The following is a 17,557-nucleotide window of genomic DNA, read 5'->3' on the forward strand; positions in this document are numbered from 1 at the left end:
TGGATCGGCTTCACCGTTGAAGAGGCTGATTTTGTTGCCAGCAAGGATAAAAACATGACCGACTTGGATACCGGATTCTCGCGGCACGATCTGCGGACCGCACGGCCCGACCCCGACGTGCGTCACCCCGCCACCCCGCACCGCCAGCCACCGGGTCCGGTCCAGCGACCGCGCGCCTTCACGCCGGCACCGAGAACCCCAGTGGAGAACCGACCTGTGCGCAGCACCGGCGCGAATGGACTGTGGGCGTCACTGCCCAGAGACCTCGGCGAGCGGTTCCGGCCGCGGGCCGACCCCTTGGCACGAGCCATCCTCCAGGAGGTGCAACGAGCCGTCCCCGAGTACGCGCAGCCACTGGAAGGCGCGTTCGGACAGATCATCACGCAGGGTATCCGGCAGGCGATCCTGCACTGCCTCGATACCGTCGGACAGGGGACGGCCCCGCTCGACAAGTGGTCGGCGGTGTTCCGCAACCTCGGGAAGGTCGAGTTCAACGAGGGCCGCAGCCTCGACTGCCTGCAGACGGCCTACCGCGTCGGCGGTCGCGTCGCGTGGCGGCACGTTTCGGAATTCGGGCAGGCGATCGGAGCGGACGCCGATCTCCTGTGCACCGCGGCCGAGGCGATTTTCGCTTACGTGGACGAGATTTCCGCACTGTCGATCGAGGGCTACACGGCCGCGCAGGAGCGGGCCGCGGGCACCAGGGCGAGACGCAGGCGCAGGCTGCTCGAACTGATGCTCTCCGATCCCCCGTCCTCACCGCAGTCGATCGCGTCCCACGCCGCCAACGCCCAGTGGGCGCTGCCCGCCGAGATCACGGTCGTCGCACTGGAGCGACGGCTCGGCCCGCTGGACCCCGACAGCGCCGACCTGGACGCCGACGTCCTGGTCGACTTCGAAGGTCCCAAACCCTGTCTGGTCACCGGCGATCCCGAAAAGCACCTGAAGGACCTCGCCGAACGGCTTCCCGGCTGGCGCGCGGTGATCGGCCCGGCCGTGCGGCTCACCGAAGCGCCGCGCTCCTTGCTGTGGGCACGCCGCACGCTACGGCTGGTCCAGCGCGGGGTGCTGCCGGACAATCCGGTCACGCGGTACAGCGATCACCTGTCCACCCTGTGGCTGCTCGCCGACGAGTTCCTGGTCCGCGAGCTGTGCACGCGCAGCCTCGCCCCGTTCGAAGACCTCACCCCCAAACAGCGGGCGCGGCTCGGGGAGACGTTGCTGATCTGGCTCCAGTCGCGGGGCAGCGCTCCGGAGATCGCGAAGAAGCTCAAGGTCCACCCGCAGACCGTCCGGTACCGCATGCACCAGCTCATCGATCTCTTCGGCGACCGGTTGAACAACGCCGACGACCGGCTCGACATGGAGATCGCCCTGCGCGCGGAGGCCTTGCTCGCCGAGGACTGACAGATCAGCGTTCCCCACTCACAATGAGGTGACGAGGTGACCCGACCGCAGGACGCCCGCAGCGGGGTCGAGGCGACGTACGGTCCGCTGCTCACGCCCGCCCGGCCGGGCGGGTCGAGCGGGCGTCCGGTCCAGCTCTGGGCGCTGCTGCCGAGAGAGCTGGCGACCGTGTTCCGGCCGGTACTGGCCGACGTGGCCGGGGAGGTGGTCCGCGAGATCCAGCGGACCATCCCCGACTACGCGCGGCCGCTGGACGGCGCCTTCGGGAAGGCGCTCAAGACCGGCGTCCAGATGGCCTTCCTGCAGTTCGTGGAACGGATCGTGAACCCGGAAGCGCCGTCGGAGGACCGCCGGAGCGTGTTCCTGAGCCTGGGTGTCCAGGAGTTCCACCAAGGCCGCAACGTCGACGTCCTCCAGGCGGCGTACCGCGTCGGCGCCAGGGTGACCTGGCGCCGGGTGGCCGAGGCCGGCCGCCGCGCGGGGGTGCCTTCGGCGACGCTGTGCCTCCTCGCGGAAGCCATCTTCGCCTACATCGACGAGCTGTCGGCGCTGTCGGTCGAGGGCCACGCGGAGGCGCGGGAAAAGGCCGCCGGCGCACTGGAGCGCCGGCGGCACCGCCTGATGGAGCTCCTGCTCGCCGAGCCGCCGTCACCGCCCGAGGTCGTCAAACACGCCGCAGACCTCGCGCGGTGGCAACTTCCGGACCTGCTCGTCGCCGTCGCCCTCGACCAGCAGCCGGACGAAGCCCCGGCGGCCGCCTCGACCGCGCTGGCCGACTTCGAAAGCGCCTCCCCTTGTCTGCTGCTCCCCGCTCCGGCACCGGACGAACGGGAGCGATTCGCCGAAGACCTGGCAGGCAGTCGAGCCGCGATCGGCCCCGCCGTACCGCCCGGTTTCGCGGCGCGTTCCTTGAGAGCCGCACGAGAGGCCCTGCGGCTCGTCGACTCCGGAGCACTCGCCGACGAGCCCGTGACGTGGTGCGTCGACCATCTTTCGCGCCTGTGGCTGCTCAAGGAACCGTTCCTGGCCGCCGAACTGGTCCGGAAACGGCTCGGGCCGCTGGCCGGATTGACCGGGAAGCAGCATTCGCGGCTGGCCGGGACGCTGCTGGCGTGGCTGGAGACCTGCGGGAACGTCCGCGAGGTGGCGGAACGGCTCGCGGTGCACCCGCAGACGGTGCGGTCCCGCGCTCAGGAACTGGAGGCGCTGTTCGCTGACGGGCTGCGGGATCCTGAGCGGCGGTTCGAGATGATCCTGGCCCTGCGGGCCGCCCCTTCCTGACGGCGCCAAGGGTGCCGACCACGAAAGTCCGTGAAGGCCTCCTTGAGGGACCCTGGGTCCCTCAAGGAGGCCTTCACGGACTTCATGCACGCGACCCGAGCGGTGCCGCGGTGGGGCTGGTGCGGGTGGGCGAGGTGTCGGCCGCCGGGCTCGATCATGGCCCGGGACGGGGCCACCTCATGTCGATGAAGGAACCGGGACGTCGAGTGTCCTAATTCCTTCATCAACGATCACGAGACCCGCGCACCCCTCGCAAGTAGGTGACCAATTGCGACAGGGGGCGGGGGTCAGGCGGCGGCCAGAGCGGTCACGCGCCACTTGCCCTCGGCCCGTTCGGCACTGACGCTCAGCTGAGCCGCGCCCGTACTGCGCTGCCCGTCCCCGCGCACGCCGGTCTGGTCGAGGAACACCAGCAGTGACGCCCGGTCCCCGTCGAGCACCTTGACACCCGAGACCACCGCGGTCGAGGTCACGACCAGTTTCTGCTCCGCCGCGAGACCCCGGACCTGCGCGAACAGCTGGTCGTACTGCCCCAGCGCCGGCCCGGTGAGGACCTCTTTCGCGGCTTGCTCGCTCTTGGCGGGGTCGTCGTAGCGGTAGGAGAAGACCGTGCCGAGCGCCTTGCCGATCTGGTCGCTCACCTCCGCGGTGGTGGCGACGTCGGTCAGCGCGGTGTTGTGCGTCAATACCGCCGTGGCGTCCCGCGCCTCGATCGCGAACCACCCCGCGAAGCCCGCCATCACCAGCGCGACCGCGCCGAACACGAACACACCCCGCCGCCGCACCGGAGCAACGACCGGAGCCTCGTCAGGGACTTCCTCGGGCGCTTCGAGAACCCGGGGGCTCCCGCCCATTTTCCCGGCCACCTTCACCGCGCGCCGCGCCGGCTTGACGGCTCGTTTCGTGGTCATACCGTCCTCCGTCAGGGCTTTCCGGTGTCGGTCACCGGCACCTGGCCGAGCGACGTGACGCGCCACCCGTCCGGCGTCCGGTTCAGACCGGCGCGGAACCGGTTGTGCTTGGTCACGGCTTCCCCGCCTTCGGGCCGCACCTCGAGTTCGACCGAAGCGATCACCTCGGCCGTCCCGCCACCGCTGTCCACTTCGGTCACCGCGGCGTCGACGACCCTGCCGGTGGTCACGGTCTTCGCCTGGCCGATCCGGCCGAGTCCGCCTTCCCGGTCCCGCGCCAGCTCGTCGTGCAACGCGCCGCCGGACAGGTTCAGCCAGTTCTGATAACCCTGCTCCGCCTGCCGATAGTCCAAAGTGGTCAGTGCGGCGACAGCCTGTCTGCCCACCTGCAACGCCTCCTCGCGGACCGTCGCCCGTGCGACGCCGTCGTCGCGGCTGGCGTCCCACCACGAGTAGCCGAACCACGCCGCCGACGCGGTGGCGACCGCTGCGAGGAATGCGGCGAATCTGGTCATGGCCTTCACCTTCCCGGCACGTTCTGCGAACCGCGCACGTTCGTCGGGTCGCCCTTCGGCAGGGCACAGCGCGCCGCGGTGTTCAACGGACGCGGCGACGTGTCGAGCCCGTCGCGGTAGCCGGTGCCGTAACCGGTGACGCACGGCGGCGGATCGAAGAACGTCAGCGAAAGACCGACGTGCGCGCCGTCCGGCCCCATGATCGCGTGCCCCGCGGCGACCGCTTTCGGCGCGGTGACCAGCAATTGCTCGATGCCGTCCTGCCGCGTTTCCAGCACGTCCGCGGTGGTCAGCAGGTTCGCCAGCAGGATGCCCAGGCTCGGCCCGGTCTCCCGCAGGAGCGTGCTGACCTCGTTCGCGGCCGCCGGAACGGCCGGGATCAGCCGTCGCAGATCGCCGTCCGAGCTCTTCAACGTCGCGGCGAGCAGTTTGGCGTTGGCACCGAACGAGCGGATCGCGTCCGCCTGCGAGACCTGGGTGTCGAGCACGGTCTGGGCGTCGGTCACGAACCTGGTCAGCGGGCCGACATGCGCGCTCGCCTCCCGAACGAACTCGATCCCCCGTCCGACGAGCTGGTCCAGCGCCGGGCCGGCGTCGGACGTCGCGTTGTACAGCTCGTCGACCACGGTCCGCAGGGCGGGCTTCGGCACCGAGTTGGCGAAAGAGTCCACACTGGACAGGACGACGTCCACCGGCAGCGGGATCTTCGTGTCCGCCTCGGCGATCACCGAACCGTCCCGCAGCATGGCGCCGTCGCCGCGACGCGGCCGCAGGTCGACGTACTGCTCGCCGACGGCGGATCGGTTGGCGACGACGGCCTCGGTGTCCGCGGGTACTTCCGGGCCGCCCGGCTCGATTTCGAGGTCCATCTCCATCCCGGAGGAGGTCAGCCGCAGTTCGCCGACCCTGCCGATCGGCACGCCCCGATAGGTGACTTCGGCGTTGCTGAAGATGCCGCCGCCGGTGGCTAGCCGTACTTTGACGGTGTACCCGCGATCGAGCACCAACTTGTCCAGCCCCGCATAGGTCGCGCCGACGTACGCGACGCCGAGGACCGCGATGGTCACGAAGACCACCAACTGCACTCGGACGAACTTGGTCAGCATCAGCGGCCACCACTGTTCTTGAAGGTCAGGAACGTGTTCAGGTAATCACCGCGGATGGCCTCGAGCGCGGCGTCGGGGAACGGGAAGGTGAAGATCATCTCCATCGCCTTCGGCAGCTTGTCCCCGGAGTCGGCCAGTTTCCGCAGCAACGGTTCGAGCGCCTTGAGATCGGCGACGAGGTCGTCCTTGCTGCGGTTCACCGTGTCGACCGCGACCGAAGTGAGCCCGTCCAGCGACTTCAGCATCCCGACCAGCGCCTGACGCTGCTGGTTCAGGACTTCGATTCCGGGGGTGAGCCCGTTCAGCGTCGTCTTGATCTCTTCGGTGTTCGCGTTCAGCGTCGCAGCGAGCTTGTTGACGCTCTCGATGGCGCGGGTGATCTCCGCCTTGTGTTCGTCGAGCCCGCGCACGAACACGTCCAAATTGGACAGAAGGCTGCGTGCCGCGCTCTCCTTGCCGCCGAGCGCGTCATTGAGTTCGCGGGTGATGTTCTGCACCTGCGCGACACCGCCACCGTTGAGCAGCAGGGAAAGCGCGCCGAAGACCTCCTCGATCTCCGGGGTCAGCGAAGAGCCGGCCAGTGGGATCACCGCGCCGTCGGCCAGCCGGCCGCTCGGGGTCCCGTCGGAGGGCGCAGCGAGCTCGACGAACTTCTCGCCGAGGATGCTCGCCTGCCGCAGCCGCGCGACGGCGTTGGCCGGCAGGTTCACGTCGCCGTTGATGAGCAGCCCGACCACCGCGCTGCGGCCGTCCGGCGCCAGATCGACGGTCCGCACCTGGCCGACCGGGACGTCGTTGACCTTCACGCCGGACTGGGGCACGAGGTCCAGCACGTTGGTGAAGCTCGCCGTGACGTGGATCGGGCGGCTGCCCAGCGCGGCACCTCCCGGCAGCGGAATGTCGTAGACGTCGACACCGCCGCTGCATCCGGTGGCGGCCAGCACGAGGACCAGGACGGCAGCGAGCCGGGTTTTCATTTCGCCCCCGAGAATTCGGTGATGTTCCCTCGTCCGTCCAGTGTCCCCGCGCCCTGGTTGTACGCGCCGAGCACGTTCGCCAGCGCGTTCGGCGCGGTGTCGAGCGCTTCGCCCAGCGACGCCTTCTGCTGACCGAGCAGCTTGGTGATCTCGGCGAGTTTGTCCACATCGGACTTGACCTTGCCCCGGTTGTCCTTGATGAAGCCCTGCACCACGCCGAGCGCTTCGGTGAGTTCCGTCATCGCGCCGGAGAACTGGTCCCGCTGATCGGCCAGGATCTTGCTGAGCGAGGAGATCTGCTGGATCGCCTGTTTCACCTTGCCGTCGTTCGCGGCGAGCATCGCGGTGAACTTGCTGATGTTGTCGACCGAGTTGAACAGGTCGTCCTTGGAATCGCTCGCCGTTCTGGCGAACTCACCGAGGTTCTTGATCGCCTCGCCGAGCTTGCCGCCGTTCCCGTCGAGGTAGGTCGCGGCCTTGGTCAGGACGTCGCTGACCGCCCCGTCCCGGTTGGCGCCCTTCGGCCCCAGCGCGGTCATCAGCTGGTTGAGGCTGCCCAGTAGTTCGTCGACCTCGACAGGGGTGACGGTGCGCTCGGGCGGGATCCGGCCGTCCCCGCCCAGCTCCGGTCCGCCGAGGTACACCGGGGTGAGCTGCACGTACCGGTCGGCGACCAGGCTCGGTGTGATCACGACGGCGCCGACGTCGGCGGGCAGCTTGACGTCGGGTCGCACCGACATCGTCACCTCGACGTTCGTGCCGCGCGGTTCGACCTTGGTCACCGAGCCGATCGGGACGCCGAGCACCCGCACCTCGGTATTCGGGTACACCCCGACGGTCGCGGTGAAGAACCCGGTCAGGACGCGGTCGGCCTGCCGGGTCACCAGCGGCCAAACCGCCGTCACCACCAGCCCCGCGACGACGGCGAGCGCGAGCCGCCGCACCCAGGCCCGCCGCCGGGCGTGCGCCCCGAGATCCGACAACGTGAAGTGGCGCCCCATCAGCGTCCCCCCTTCCTCGAAGGCATGCAGCTGCCCGGTGTGCCGCCGGTCGGGACGAGCCCGCAGATGTAGGTGTCGATCCAGCGGCCGTTGCCGACCGCGTTGCCGAGCAGCCGGTAGAACGGGCCGGCCAGCCGCAGGCTCTCGTTGAGCTTGTCCTGGTTGCGCTGCAGCACGGTGGCGACGCGATCGAGCTGATCGAGCGCGGGCCCGAGCGTCTTCTGGTTGTCCGCCACCAGACCCTTGAGCTGCACCGACAGGTTCTTCACCCCGCTGAACAGCTTCGCGATGGCGTCCTTGCGCGCGTTCAGCTCCGTGAGCAGGGTGTTGCCGTCGCGGATCAGCGCCTCGATCTGCTGCGACCGATCCCCGAGCGTCTTGGACACCTTGTTCGTGTTCTCGAACAGCTTCACCAGCTCCTGGTCCCGGGAAGCGAGCGTCTTCGACAGCGCGGTGATGCCGTCGAAGGCGGTCCGGACGTCCTGCGGGGTGGAGGCGCCGAGCGTTTCCGACAAGGTGCCGAACGCCTTCGCCAGCTGATCGGTGTCGATCGCGCCCACCGTGTTCGCGAGGTCGTTGAAGACCGTCGTGACGTCGTACGGGGAACTCGTGCGCTGCACCGGGATCGACTCGTCCGGATCCAGTTCGGCGTTGCCGACCGGGTCGAGGACCAGGTTCTTCTGTCCCAGCAGTGTCTTGATCTTGATCGAGGCGGTGGTGCGATTGCCGATCCAGGTGTCCTTGACCCGGAACAGGACCTTGACCCGGCCACCGTCCAGCAGGACGTCGGACACCTCGCCGACCTTGACACCCGCCACCCGGACCTCGTCGTTGCGTTTGAGTCCGGCGGCTTCGGTGAACTCCGCCGCGTACGTGGTACCGCCGCCGACCAGAGGGAGATCGTCGGAGAAGAAGGTCGCCGAGCCCGCCACCGCCATCAGCAGGGCCGTGACGGCGCCGACGACGATGGGGTTGCGGCTGCGGAACGGTTTGATCCTGGGCGCTTTCACCGGCACCGTCCCTGGGTCAGCGGGATGCCGACCGGCGGGCCGCCCGGGGCGGGTGGCGCGTCCGATTTCACCGAGCACAAATAGAAGTTGAACCACGAACCGTACGAGACCATCGCGCCCATCCGGTCCAGCTTCTTCGGGAGGTTCGCCAGGAACTGCTCGAATACCGGGGTATTGTCGGCAAGGTTCTTCGACAGGTCGCCGAGGGTGTTGATGCTGTCCTTCAGCGGCGCGCGGCCGTCCTGCAGCAGGTCCGCGGTGGCCGTGGTGAGCTCACCGAGCCCGCCGATCGCCTGCCCGATGGGTTTCGCGTCACCGGCGAGCCCGGAGACCAGTTGCGCGGTGACGTCGACGAGCTTGTCGAACTGATCACCCTGCGAATTGAGCGTGTCGAGCACCGTGTTGAGGTTTCCGACCACCTGGCCGATCACCTCGTCCTTGCCCGCCAAGGTGTTCGTGAGCGAAGCGGTGTGTTCGAGGAGGCTGTCGATGGTGCTTCCCTCGCCTTGCAGCACCTGGACGATCTCGAAGGACAGCTGGTTGACGTCGTTCGGCGACAGTGCCTGGAACAGCGGTTTGAACCCGTTGAACAACGCGGTGAGATCCAGCGCCGGACGAGTCCGCTCCGGCGGGATCAGCGCTCCCTCGGCCAAGGCCGCCGGTCCGTCCGGGCCGGGATCGATCGAAAGATACCGCTGGCCGACGAGGTTCCGGTACCTGATGGTGACCGTGGCCCCGGAGGTGAGGCGGCGCTTGTTCTCGATCGAGAACCGCACGTCAGCCAGACGCCGCTCGACCACCCCGACCGAATCCACCTGGCCGATGCGGACACCGGACATCCGGACCTCGTCGCCGGGGTTGACCGACGTGGCGTCGGTGAACCTGGCCGTGTAGCCGACCGTCGTGCCGACCCCGGAGTTGGCGATGGTGATGGCCAGGATCCCGGTCGCCACCACGGTGATCACGAAGAAGATCAGGCCTTTGATCGCCGGCCCCGCGATACTCCTCATCGGACGGTCACCTCCGTACCGCGCAACGCCGGGCCCACGAGCACGCTGCTCCAGTCCGGGACCTCGGCCGGCTTCATCCCGAGCGACGGCGCCAGGATCTCGGCGACCAGCCCCCGCTCCCCCTTCGAATTGGCCGGGCCGAGGTCCCCATCGGCGGCGAAGGAAACCGCCACCGAAATCTCTCCCCCGCCCCCGCCCCGGCCCCCGCCCCCGCCGTAACACCGCGGACCGCCCTTCTGGTCGAACCGCGGATCGTCCCGTCCCGGCACGTATTTGTCGCGTGGGTCGTGGACGGACAGCGTCACGTGCAATCCGGGTTCGCCGGTGCCCTTGCCCAAGGCCTTCTCCATCACCGGCTTGAGCCGGTTCACCGCGTCGAACAGGCAAGGGAACTCGGGTGAATAGCGGGAGAGCAGCTCCAGGGTCGGCCTGCTCTTCACGCTGACGCCGATGATGTTGTCCTTGTTCTGCATCAGGAACTTGTTCAGGTCGCCGCTCGCGGTGGTGACACTGGCGTACAACTTGTCGAGGTCCGCACGAGTGTCCACAATGGTTTTCGCGGTCGTGGAGAGATCCGAGAGCGCCTTGAGGATGTCCGGTGCGGCACCGGTGTACAGGTCCGCCACGTCGGCGAGACCGCTGATGTCGGCCTTGAACCGCGGCATCAGCGGGTTGACCTGGCCGAGGAGATCGTTGAGCTGGACGATGCTGTCCCCCAACGACTTCCCGCGGTTGTCGAGCGCGAGCGAGATCGCGCCCAGCGAACTGTTCAGCTTCTGCGGCTGCACCGCCCGCAGCAGGGGCAGCAGATCACCGAGGACGCGTTCCAGTTCGATCGCGTTGGCCGACCTGTCCTGGCCGATGACATCGCCGTCCCGCAGCGAACCCCCGGCAGGCCGGTCCGGGAGCACGAGGTTGACGTAACGCTCGCCGAACACGGTCTTCGGCAGCAGCCGCGCCGAGACGTTGCGCGGCAGCTGATCGATCTTCGCCGGGTCGATGGCGAGATCGATCTCCGCACCTTCCGCCGTGCCCCGGACCGCCCTGACCTCGCCGAACGGGACACCGCGGACCTTGACCTCGGCGGGCGGGGCCAGCTGGTTGCCGACCCTGTCCGTCTTGAGCGTGACCAGTTCCGCACGTTCGAAGTCCTTGTTGAAGATGGCGACGGCGAGCCAGCCGAGCAGCACCAGGATGACGAGGAAGATCACCCCCGCCGCCTGCGTCCGCGCCCGCGCGCTCATCCGGAGACCTTCACCGTCGTGGTGGCGCCCCAGATCGCCAGGCTGAGGAAGAGGTCGAGCACGCTGATCAGCACGATCGACGTCCGCACGGCACGGCCGACCGCGACCCCGACGCCCGCGGGGCCGCCCGCGGCGCGATAGCCGTAGAAGCAGTGCGTGAGGATGACGCCGACGCTGAAAACGAGGACCTTCCCGAACGACCACAGCACGTCTTCAGGCGGTAAGAACAGCGAGAAGTAGTGGTCGTAGGTCCCACCGGACTGGCCGAAGAAGACCACCGTCGTCACCCGCGAGCCGAGGTAGGAGATCAGCAGGCCGATCACGTAGAGCGGGATGATCGCGATGAACCCGGCCACGATCCGGGTGGTGACGAGGTACGGCATGCTGCGCACGGCCATCACTTCGAGCGCGTCGATCTCTTCGGAAATCCGCATGGCCCCCAGCTGCGCGGTGAACCCGGCTCCGACCGTCGCCGACAACGCGAGCCCCGCCGAGAGCGGCGCGATCTCACGGGTGTTGAAATACGCGGTGAGGAAGCCGGTCATCGCGGAGATGTTGATCTGGTTCAGCGCGCTGAAACCCTGCAGCCCCACAGTGATCCCGGTGAACACGCACAGGCCGACCATCACGCCGACGGTGCCGCCGATCACCGCGAGGGCCCCGCTGCCGAAAGTCACCTCGGCGAGCAGGCGCACCACCTCGCGGAAGTAACGGGTGACGGCCATCGGGATCGCCGCGAGCGCGCGGATGTAGAACAGCAACTGGTCGCCCAGCTCGAAAAGACTGTTGCCGGGGCGTTTGAACGCCTCACGGGCCCGTTCGGGGACGCTGGTCACGGGATCAGGTTCCCTTCGCCGGGACGAGCTGCAGGTACAGCGCGGTCAGGATCGTGTTGACGAAGAACAGGAGCAAAAACGTGATCACCACCGACTGGTTGACGACGTCGCCCACGCCTTTGGGTCCGCCCTTGGGGTTCAGCCCCCGGTAGGCGGCGACGACGCCGGCGAGGAAACCGAAGATGAACGCCTTGATCGAGCTGACCACGAGGTCGGGCAGCTGGGCCAGCGCGTTGAAGCTCGCGAGGTACGCGCCCGGTGTGCCGCCCTGCACGATGACGTTGAAGAAGTAGCCGCCGAGCACGCCGACGACGCTGACCAAACCGTTCAGCAGCACCGAAACGCCGATGGCCGCCTGTACACGGGGCACGATCAGCCGGTGGATCGGCGAGACGCCGAGCACCTCCATCGCGTCGATCTCCTCGCGGATGGAGCGGGCGCCCAGATCCGCGCAGATCGCCGAACCGCCCGCCCCGGCGATGATCAATGTCGTCACGATCGGGCTGGCCTGCTGCACCACGGCGAGGACGCTCGCGGCACCGTTGAACTGCTGCGCCCCGATCTGGCTCGTGAGCGAACCCAGTTGCAGCGAGATGACCGCGCCGAACGGGATTGACACGAGGATCGCGGGCGTGATCGACACACTGGCGATGAACCAGAACTGCTGGATGAACTCGCGGATCTGCACCGGGCGGCGGAACATCGCGAGGACGACGTCGATCCCCATGGCGCACATGCGGCCGAATTCGCGCAGCCCCGCGGCGGCCTTCTCCGGCGCGCGGGCGAGCAGGGCGACTGGATTGGCCATCGTCAGGCTCCACATCCGTTGGGGGGCGGGCCATCGCCGACGCATCGCAGCCTGAGGTTGGTGACCAGCGTGTTGCCCGGACCGGAGACCAGACCGGTGAGCAGCGGGCTCAGGTCTTCACGCACCCCGCAGCCGGCGAACGCGGGCGTGTCGAAGGTGCTGGTGACCTTCACCGGCGAGGCAGGGAGCGCGAGCGGCACCAGCGCCTTGATGTTCACCACGACCGACCGCGCGGTCCGGCAGTTCGGGCCGACGTCGAGGACCTTGCCGTCCACCTTGACGTTCGAGAGCTTGATGAACACCTTGTTCGTGACATCGGTGTGCGCGCAGATGGCGGTGCCGACCTCCTTGCAGTCGCCCGTGGCTCCGGTGTCCACGTCGACGACACCGGTCGCGTCGCCGTCGGGGATGAGTTCGACGGTGCCGGTGGCGGGCATGAAGCGGAAGGAGACGAAGTAGCTCGACGTCACCGGGATGCTGAGCTTGCCGGTGATCGGCGAGGTGTCGCTGAAACCGAGGATCTTGCCGTCGAACCGCCCCTGCGGGAAGGTGATGTCCGAACCGAGTTTCGCGACGCGGCTGGTCGTGGGCTGTTGTTCGTCGCCGACGTAGAAGCCGAACTGCAGTCCGGCTTGCGCGGCGGCCGGCTCCGGTACGGGGGCGGCCTGTCGTACCTGTGTCCGCGCGGGGTCGGCGGAGGCGGAAGCCAAGGAAAGCGCCCCCAGCCCCAGCACCGCCGGGAGCAGGAAGGCGCGCAGAACGCGCCCGGTCATCACTGACATTCGGGCTTCCTCACTTCGACTTCTCCGGCCGAACGGCCAACTCGTGCAGCACGCTACTGGCGGAACGACAGAGGGACAAGTAATGCGTGGCCGAGGGTTCCGGAAAACGAAAAGGTTGTCATGGGCGTAACTGTTTTGCGTTGGGGCTCGTGAGTGGTAATGACGGTTCTAACCGTCATTACCACTCACGAGGCTTGACGTCGCACGCCAGGTGTACTTCAGCGGGAACTTCACAACGGTCACTCCCGGGGAATCGGGGAAATACGCGACACGGCCGAAACGGCGCTTGCGCGGAAGCGGTAAATTACCCGCGCCGGACCGCACCGGCAAGGACACCGAACCCCTCGCCTTTTCTTTGTCATACGCACGCGGTCGGGCACGGAATTCGCCGCGCGGGAAATCACTTTTGTCACCCACGTCAGCGGGCGGCGGCGAGGAATTGTCACCCGTACCCGGAGTCCGCGCGCGTTCATTGCGGCCGCACCGAAACCCCCGCTACGTTCGGCGAATGGAGCAGGCTGCCATCGAGGTGACCGGCCTCGCCAAGCACTACGGTGAAGTGACGGCCCTCGCCGGCGTCAGTCTCCGGGTCGGCCGCGGCACCGTGCTCGCGGTGCTGGGCCACAACGGCGCGGGCAAGACGACGCTGATCGACATCCTCAGCACCCGCGTCAAACCGACCGGCGGCACCGCCAAGGTGTGCGGTTTCGACGTCGTGCGCGCCGGGCATCACGTCCGGCGGCGAATCGGGGTCACCGGCCAGTTCGCGGCTGTCGACGACGCGCTCTCCGGCCGAGGCAACCTCGAACTCGTCGCCCGCCTGCTGGGCGCGAACCGGCGCCAGGCCAGGGCCCGCGCGGCCGAACTGCTCGCCATGTTCGGCCTCGACGACGCGGCGGACCGGCCCGCGCGGACGTACTCCGGCGGGATGCGGCGACGGCTCGATCTCGCCGCCGGGCTCGTCGGCTCCCCCGATGTCCTCTTCCTCGACGAGCCGACGACCGGCCTCGACCCGCTCAGCCGCGCGGGGCTCTGGGACGGCGTCGAACGGCTCGCCGCGCGCGGCACCACCGTCGTGCTCACCACGCAGTACCTCGAGGAGGCGGACAGGCTGGCGGATCACGTCATCGTGCTGGGGCTGGGGCACGTCACGGTTTCCGGGCGGCCGTCGGAACTGAAGGCTCGGCTCGGGGAACGGACCGCGACCCTGACCTTCGGCACCGACCTCGCCGCCCGCCGCGCGCTGGCCGCGCTGCACCGGCTCGGCATGAGCTGCACGACGTCGGCCTCCGGGCTGGTGATCGGTGTCGCGCTGTCCGGGCCCGCCGACATCACGGTGCTGGTCCGCGCGCTCGACGCGGCGGGCGCGCCGATCAAGGACCTCACCGTCGCCGAGCCGACGCTCGACGACGTCTACCTTTCGCTGCACCGGAGTCCGGCGGTCGCGCCATGACCGAGGCAAAGCACCGCGCACCGTCCCCGTCGGTGCTGACCGATCCGGCGATCTGGCCGCCGAGCACCTTCGCCACCCAGGTCCGGGTGCTCGCCGCTCGATCGCTGAAGACGGCGTTCGGCGACCGGCGGCTGGTGTTCTTCGGTCTGCTGCAACCGATCGTGCTGCTCCTGCTGTTCAGCCAGGTCTTCAACGGCGTCAGCACGCTGCCCGGTGTCGCGGCCTACCAGGGGTACGTGAACTTCCTCGTCCCGGCGACGCTGGTGAACATCGCGATGACCACGGCGATGAGTTCGGGCGCCGGCCTGCTCTCGGAGATCTACAGTGGTTTCACCGGACGTCTCCGGTGCATGCCCATCAGCCTTTCCGCCGTCCTCGTGGCGCGCACCATCTCCGACTCCGCCCGGCTCGGCGTGCAACTGCTGGTGACCGCGCTCGCCAGCGTGGTACTGCTGGGTTTCCGGCCGACCGGCGGCGTTTTCGGTGTCTCCGCGGCGCTTCTGCTCACGCTCGTCGTGGGCTGGTGCCTGACCTGGATCTTCGTCGCCATCACGACCTGGCTGCGCAAGGCCGAAACCCTGCAGATGGCGTCCTTCGTGGTCATGTTCCCGCTGATGTTCTCCTCCAGCGCGTACATGCCGCTCGAGACGATGCCGACCTGGCTGCGGGTGGTCTCGGCGCTCAACCCGCTGACCTACGCCATCGACGCGGCCAGAGCGCTCGCGCTGGGTCGGCCGTCGGGCTGGTCGATCCCTGTCTCGCTCGCGATCGCCGCCGTGGCGGCGTCGGTGGGCGGGTGGATCGCGGCCCGTACGTTCCGGACCCCGCGAGACGTCACCCCGATGGCCTGAGCCCGAACCCGTCACTCACGTGCTTGAAGACCGAACACACGTGCTTGAAGACGGATCTCATGTGATCCGCCCTCAAGCACGCGAGATCCGCCTCCAGGCACGCAAGATCCGCCCGGCCGGCGGCGGCGAAGCGTCAGCGCGGCAAGGACTCCAGGTGATCGGCGGCGGCCACGACTCCCCCCGCCGCCGCGAACGAGGCCCGCACCCGCGCGGCCGCTGCGGCGTAGGCGGGCTCGGTCAGCACCTCGGTGACCGTGGCGCGGATGTCGGGTGCCTTCACCCGGTCGAAGCGCAGCCGCAGCCCGGCGCCGGCCGCCTCGACCTGCTGGGCCAGCATCGACTGGTCGTCCCGGATCGGCGCGATCACCAGCGGCAGCCCGGAAGCGAGGGTCTCGCTGACGGTGTTGTGCCCGCCGTGACAGATCACCGCCACCGCTTTTCGCACCACTTCCGCCTGCGGGATCCGCTTGACGACCAGCACCTCGTCGCTGAGCAGTTCGCCGGTGGGATCGACGACGAGGCCTTGGACGTCCGGCATCCCGGCGAGGGCGTCGACGCATTCGGCCAGGAAGCGACGGCCGAGAGCGGCGTTGGCGGTGCCGAGCGTGGCGAGGACGAGCGGGCGCCCGTCGAGCCGGTCCCACGAGAAGCCCACCGGGGGCGCGGGAGCCAGCGCGGGGCCGACGAACCGGACCGCGCCCACGTCGGCGATCGGGCCCGTCAAGGAGATGGTGGTGAACGCCAGGATGAGGTCCGGCGAGAACCGCAGGTCGCCGCAGGAAACGCCGTGCCGCGTGCGGAGGCCCTCCTGCAGCCCGTCGACCCAGGCGGCGATCTTCGGCATGGCACCCAGCGGATCGCCGAGTTCGGTCGACGTCGACGCCGACGTCACCCACGGCAGGGCGCGGCGGCTCGACACCAGTGCGCCCGCGAAGGCCTGCTGATCGGCGATCACGACGTCGGGCCGGAACGCGGCCACCGCCTTCTCGACCCCGGGGACCATCGCGTCCGCGAGCGGCACCAGGTACTGCTCCCAAAGGTATTTCAGCGCCGCGAACCCGCGCAGGCCTTCGGGACGGCGCTCCACGGCGAAGTCCAGCGCGTCCCCCGCCGCGTACACCCGGCCCGCCCGCGTCAGTTCGGACGTCGTGGGTTCCGGACCGCACCAGGCGACGTCGTGGCCGCGTCCCACCAGCTCGGCGGCCACCGCGCGCAACGGCGCCACATGTCCGGTGAGTGGCGGGACGACCAGGAGGAACCGGCTCATCCGCGTGGCCTCCCGTGCCGGGCGATCCAGTTCAGCAGCAGCTCACGGACTTCCCGGTGCTGCTCGACGAGCACCGAATGCCCTTGGCCCTCGAACACGTGCAACTCGCCGCGGGGCAGCATGGAGGTCAGCGCGGTCAGATCGTCGGCCTGATACCCGTGACTGCCCAAAATGGACAGTACGGGGCAGCCGATCCCCGCGACCTGGTCCAGGGTCAGCAACGGGCCGAGCGGGACCTCCTCGGCCATCGACGTGGACATGATCCGCTCGGCCGCCATTCTCGCCAGCCGCCGGTGATGCGCGCTGTAGTTGGCCTCGATCCAGTCGAAGCTCTCCTCGACCTTCAGGAAGCGCACGGTGTGCTCGAGGATCTGCGACATCTTGTCCGCCCACAGTTCGGTGGCGGGCTCCGATTCGATGCACACGATGCTGCGCACCCGCTCCGGTTTCGCCACGGCGTAGCTGTAGGCGAGGGTGCCGCCGAAACTGTTGCCCACCAAGTGCACGGGCCGGCCGAGGTCGAGCTGGTCGAGCAGGTCGTCGAGGTCGGCGACGAAGTCCGCGATCGTGTACCCGCGTTCGGGGCGTTCGGTCTTGCCGTGTCCGCGCAGGTCGTAGCTGATCACGTCGACCCCGGCGGCGGCGACCGGCGGGGCCAGCGTGAGGTAGAAGCTCGCGAGGCTGTCGGTGCCCATACCGTGCAGGAACACCACGGTCTCGGTGCCCCCGCCGGGCACGAGCTGCACGTTGGTGCGCAGCCCGTTGACGGTCATCGTCGGCACCGCCTCACCCCCGTTCGCCGAGGCGGGCGGCCACGTAGTCCGCGATGTCGCCGACGCGGAGTTCGATCACGTCGTCGAGATCCTTCTCCGCCAGGAACTCCGCGAGGTTGACGTCGGCGCCGAAGAACTCGGCGAGGATGCTCGCGAAGGTCACCAGGTCGATGCTCTCCAGCTGGAGGTCCTCGTGGAAGGTGGTCCGCGGGGTGATCTCGATGCCGAGGACGTCGGTGTCCCCGACCAGTTCTCTCAGCAACTCCGCCACGGTGCCGAAGACGGACGCCGGGCTCTGCTGTTCGATCGTCATGCTCTGCTCCTG

Annotated in this window: 18 protein-coding genes; 4 read left to right on the forward strand and 14 right to left on the reverse strand. The window is 68.7% G+C overall.

Annotated features, from left to right (window positions below):
- Nucleotides 1-216 precede the first annotated feature (216 nt).
- Both H074_RS26745 and H074_RS26750 read left to right on the forward strand, forming a co-directional pair.
- Entirely contained in the window at nt 217-1,407 is a 1,191-nt protein-coding gene (locus H074_RS26745) for a PucR-like N-terminal domain-containing protein (protein WP_007033198.1), read from the forward strand.
- A gap of 36 nt (nt 1,408-1,443) precedes the next feature.
- Nucleotides 1,444-2,688 (forward strand): helix-turn-helix domain-containing protein, encoded by a 1,245-nt coding sequence (locus H074_RS26750; RefSeq protein ID WP_007033199.1) that lies wholly within the window; start codon nt 1,444-1,446, stop codon nt 2,686-2,688.
- Nucleotides 2,689-2,975: 287 nt separating this feature from the next.
- On the opposite strand, the gene H074_RS26755 is transcribed toward H074_RS26750, so the two are convergent.
- From H074_RS26755 to H074_RS26805, 11 genes are read right to left on the reverse strand one after another with little or no spacing between them, the layout of a single operon-like run.
- A complete protein-coding gene (locus H074_RS26755; protein WP_007033200.1) occupies nt 2,976-3,599 on the reverse strand; it encodes a hypothetical protein in 624 nt (207 codons plus the stop codon).
- Between the two features lie 11 nt (nt 3,600-3,610).
- Nucleotides 3,611-4,114 (reverse strand): hypothetical protein, encoded by a 504-nt coding sequence (locus tag H074_RS26760; RefSeq protein ID WP_007033201.1) that lies wholly within the window; start codon nt 4,112-4,114, stop codon nt 3,611-3,613.
- Between the two features lie 5 nt (nt 4,115-4,119).
- The gene (locus tag H074_RS26765) at nt 4,120-5,220 is read right to left on the reverse strand and encodes an MCE family protein (RefSeq protein ID WP_007033202.1); all 1,101 of its coding nucleotides are present in this window, start codon (nt 5,218-5,220) and stop codon (nt 4,120-4,122) included.
- On the reverse strand, nt 5,220-6,197 hold the full coding sequence (locus H074_RS26770; protein ID WP_007033203.1) for an MCE family protein: 978 nt from the start codon (nt 6,195-6,197) through the stop codon (nt 5,220-5,222). Before H074_RS26770 ends, H074_RS26765 begins: the two co-directional genes overlap by 1 nt.
- Nucleotides 6,194-7,198, reverse strand: a complete 1,005-nt coding sequence (locus H074_RS26775; protein ID WP_007033204.1) for an MCE family protein — start codon at nt 7,196-7,198, stop codon at nt 6,194-6,196. The genes H074_RS26770 and H074_RS26775 overlap by 4 nt, the downstream gene beginning before the upstream one ends.
- Nucleotides 7,198-8,208: an MCE family protein gene (locus tag H074_RS26780; RefSeq protein ID WP_235096893.1), complete on the reverse strand. Its 1,011-nt coding sequence runs from the start codon at nt 8,206-8,208 to the stop codon at nt 7,198-7,200. The genes H074_RS26775 and H074_RS26780 overlap by 1 nt, the downstream gene beginning before the upstream one ends.
- Complete coding sequence (locus tag H074_RS26785) at nt 8,205-9,218, reverse strand: MCE family protein (RefSeq protein ID WP_007033206.1); 1,014 nt, start codon at nt 9,216-9,218, stop codon at nt 8,205-8,207. Before H074_RS26785 ends, H074_RS26780 begins: the two co-directional genes overlap by 4 nt.
- On the reverse strand, nt 9,215-10,462 hold the full coding sequence (locus H074_RS26790) for an MCE family protein (protein ID WP_007033207.1): 1,248 nt from the start codon (nt 10,460-10,462) through the stop codon (nt 9,215-9,217). Before H074_RS26790 ends, H074_RS26785 begins: the two co-directional genes overlap by 4 nt.
- Nucleotides 10,459-11,298, reverse strand: a complete 840-nt coding sequence (locus tag H074_RS26795) for an MlaE family ABC transporter permease (protein ID WP_007033208.1) — start codon at nt 11,296-11,298, stop codon at nt 10,459-10,461. The genes H074_RS26790 and H074_RS26795 overlap by 4 nt, the downstream gene beginning before the upstream one ends.
- Nucleotides 11,299-11,302: 4 nt before the next feature.
- Nucleotides 11,303-12,106: an MlaE family ABC transporter permease gene (locus H074_RS26800; protein ID WP_007033209.1), complete on the reverse strand. Its 804-nt coding sequence runs from the start codon at nt 12,104-12,106 to the stop codon at nt 11,303-11,305.
- A gap of 2 nt (nt 12,107-12,108) precedes the next feature.
- Nucleotides 12,109-12,888: a hypothetical protein gene (locus H074_RS26805; RefSeq protein ID WP_085941020.1), complete on the reverse strand. Its 780-nt coding sequence runs from the start codon at nt 12,886-12,888 to the stop codon at nt 12,109-12,111.
- A gap of 508 nt (nt 12,889-13,396) precedes the next feature.
- On the opposite strand from H074_RS26805, the gene H074_RS26810 reads away from it, so the two are divergent.
- Both H074_RS26810 and H074_RS26815 read left to right on the forward strand, forming a co-directional pair.
- Entirely contained in the window at nt 13,397-14,341 is a 945-nt protein-coding gene (locus H074_RS26810) for an ATP-binding cassette domain-containing protein (RefSeq protein WP_007033211.1), read from the forward strand.
- Nucleotides 14,338-15,192, forward strand: coding sequence for an ABC transporter permease (locus tag H074_RS26815; protein WP_007033212.1), 855 nt, complete (start codon nt 14,338-14,340; stop codon nt 15,190-15,192). Before H074_RS26810 ends, H074_RS26815 begins: the two co-directional genes overlap by 4 nt.
- Nucleotides 15,193-15,325: 133 nt before the next feature.
- On the opposite strand, the gene H074_RS26820 is transcribed toward H074_RS26815, so the two are convergent.
- The 3 genes from H074_RS26820 to H074_RS26830 are packed head-to-tail and all read right to left on the reverse strand — an operon-like array spanning nt 15,326 to nt 17,545.
- Nucleotides 15,326-16,459, reverse strand: a complete 1,134-nt coding sequence (locus H074_RS26820) for a glycosyltransferase (RefSeq protein ID WP_007033213.1) — start codon at nt 16,457-16,459, stop codon at nt 15,326-15,328.
- Nucleotides 16,456-17,241 carry an alpha/beta fold hydrolase gene (locus H074_RS26825; protein WP_039923451.1) on the reverse strand — a complete coding sequence of 262 codons (786 nt, stop codon included), beginning with the start codon at nt 17,239-17,241 and terminating at the stop codon, nt 16,456-16,458. The genes H074_RS26820 and H074_RS26825 overlap by 4 nt, the downstream gene beginning before the upstream one ends.
- 4 nt (nt 17,242-17,245) lie before the next feature.
- A complete protein-coding gene (locus H074_RS26830; RefSeq protein WP_007033215.1) occupies nt 17,246-17,545 on the reverse strand; it encodes a phosphopantetheine-binding protein in 300 nt (99 codons plus the stop codon).
- Nucleotides 17,546-17,557 lie beyond the last annotated feature (12 nt).

Origin of the sequence: Amycolatopsis decaplanina DSM 44594, from assembly GCF_000342005.1 — a bacterium.
Lineage (GTDB): Bacteria > Actinomycetota > Actinomycetes > Mycobacteriales > Pseudonocardiaceae > Amycolatopsis > Amycolatopsis decaplanina.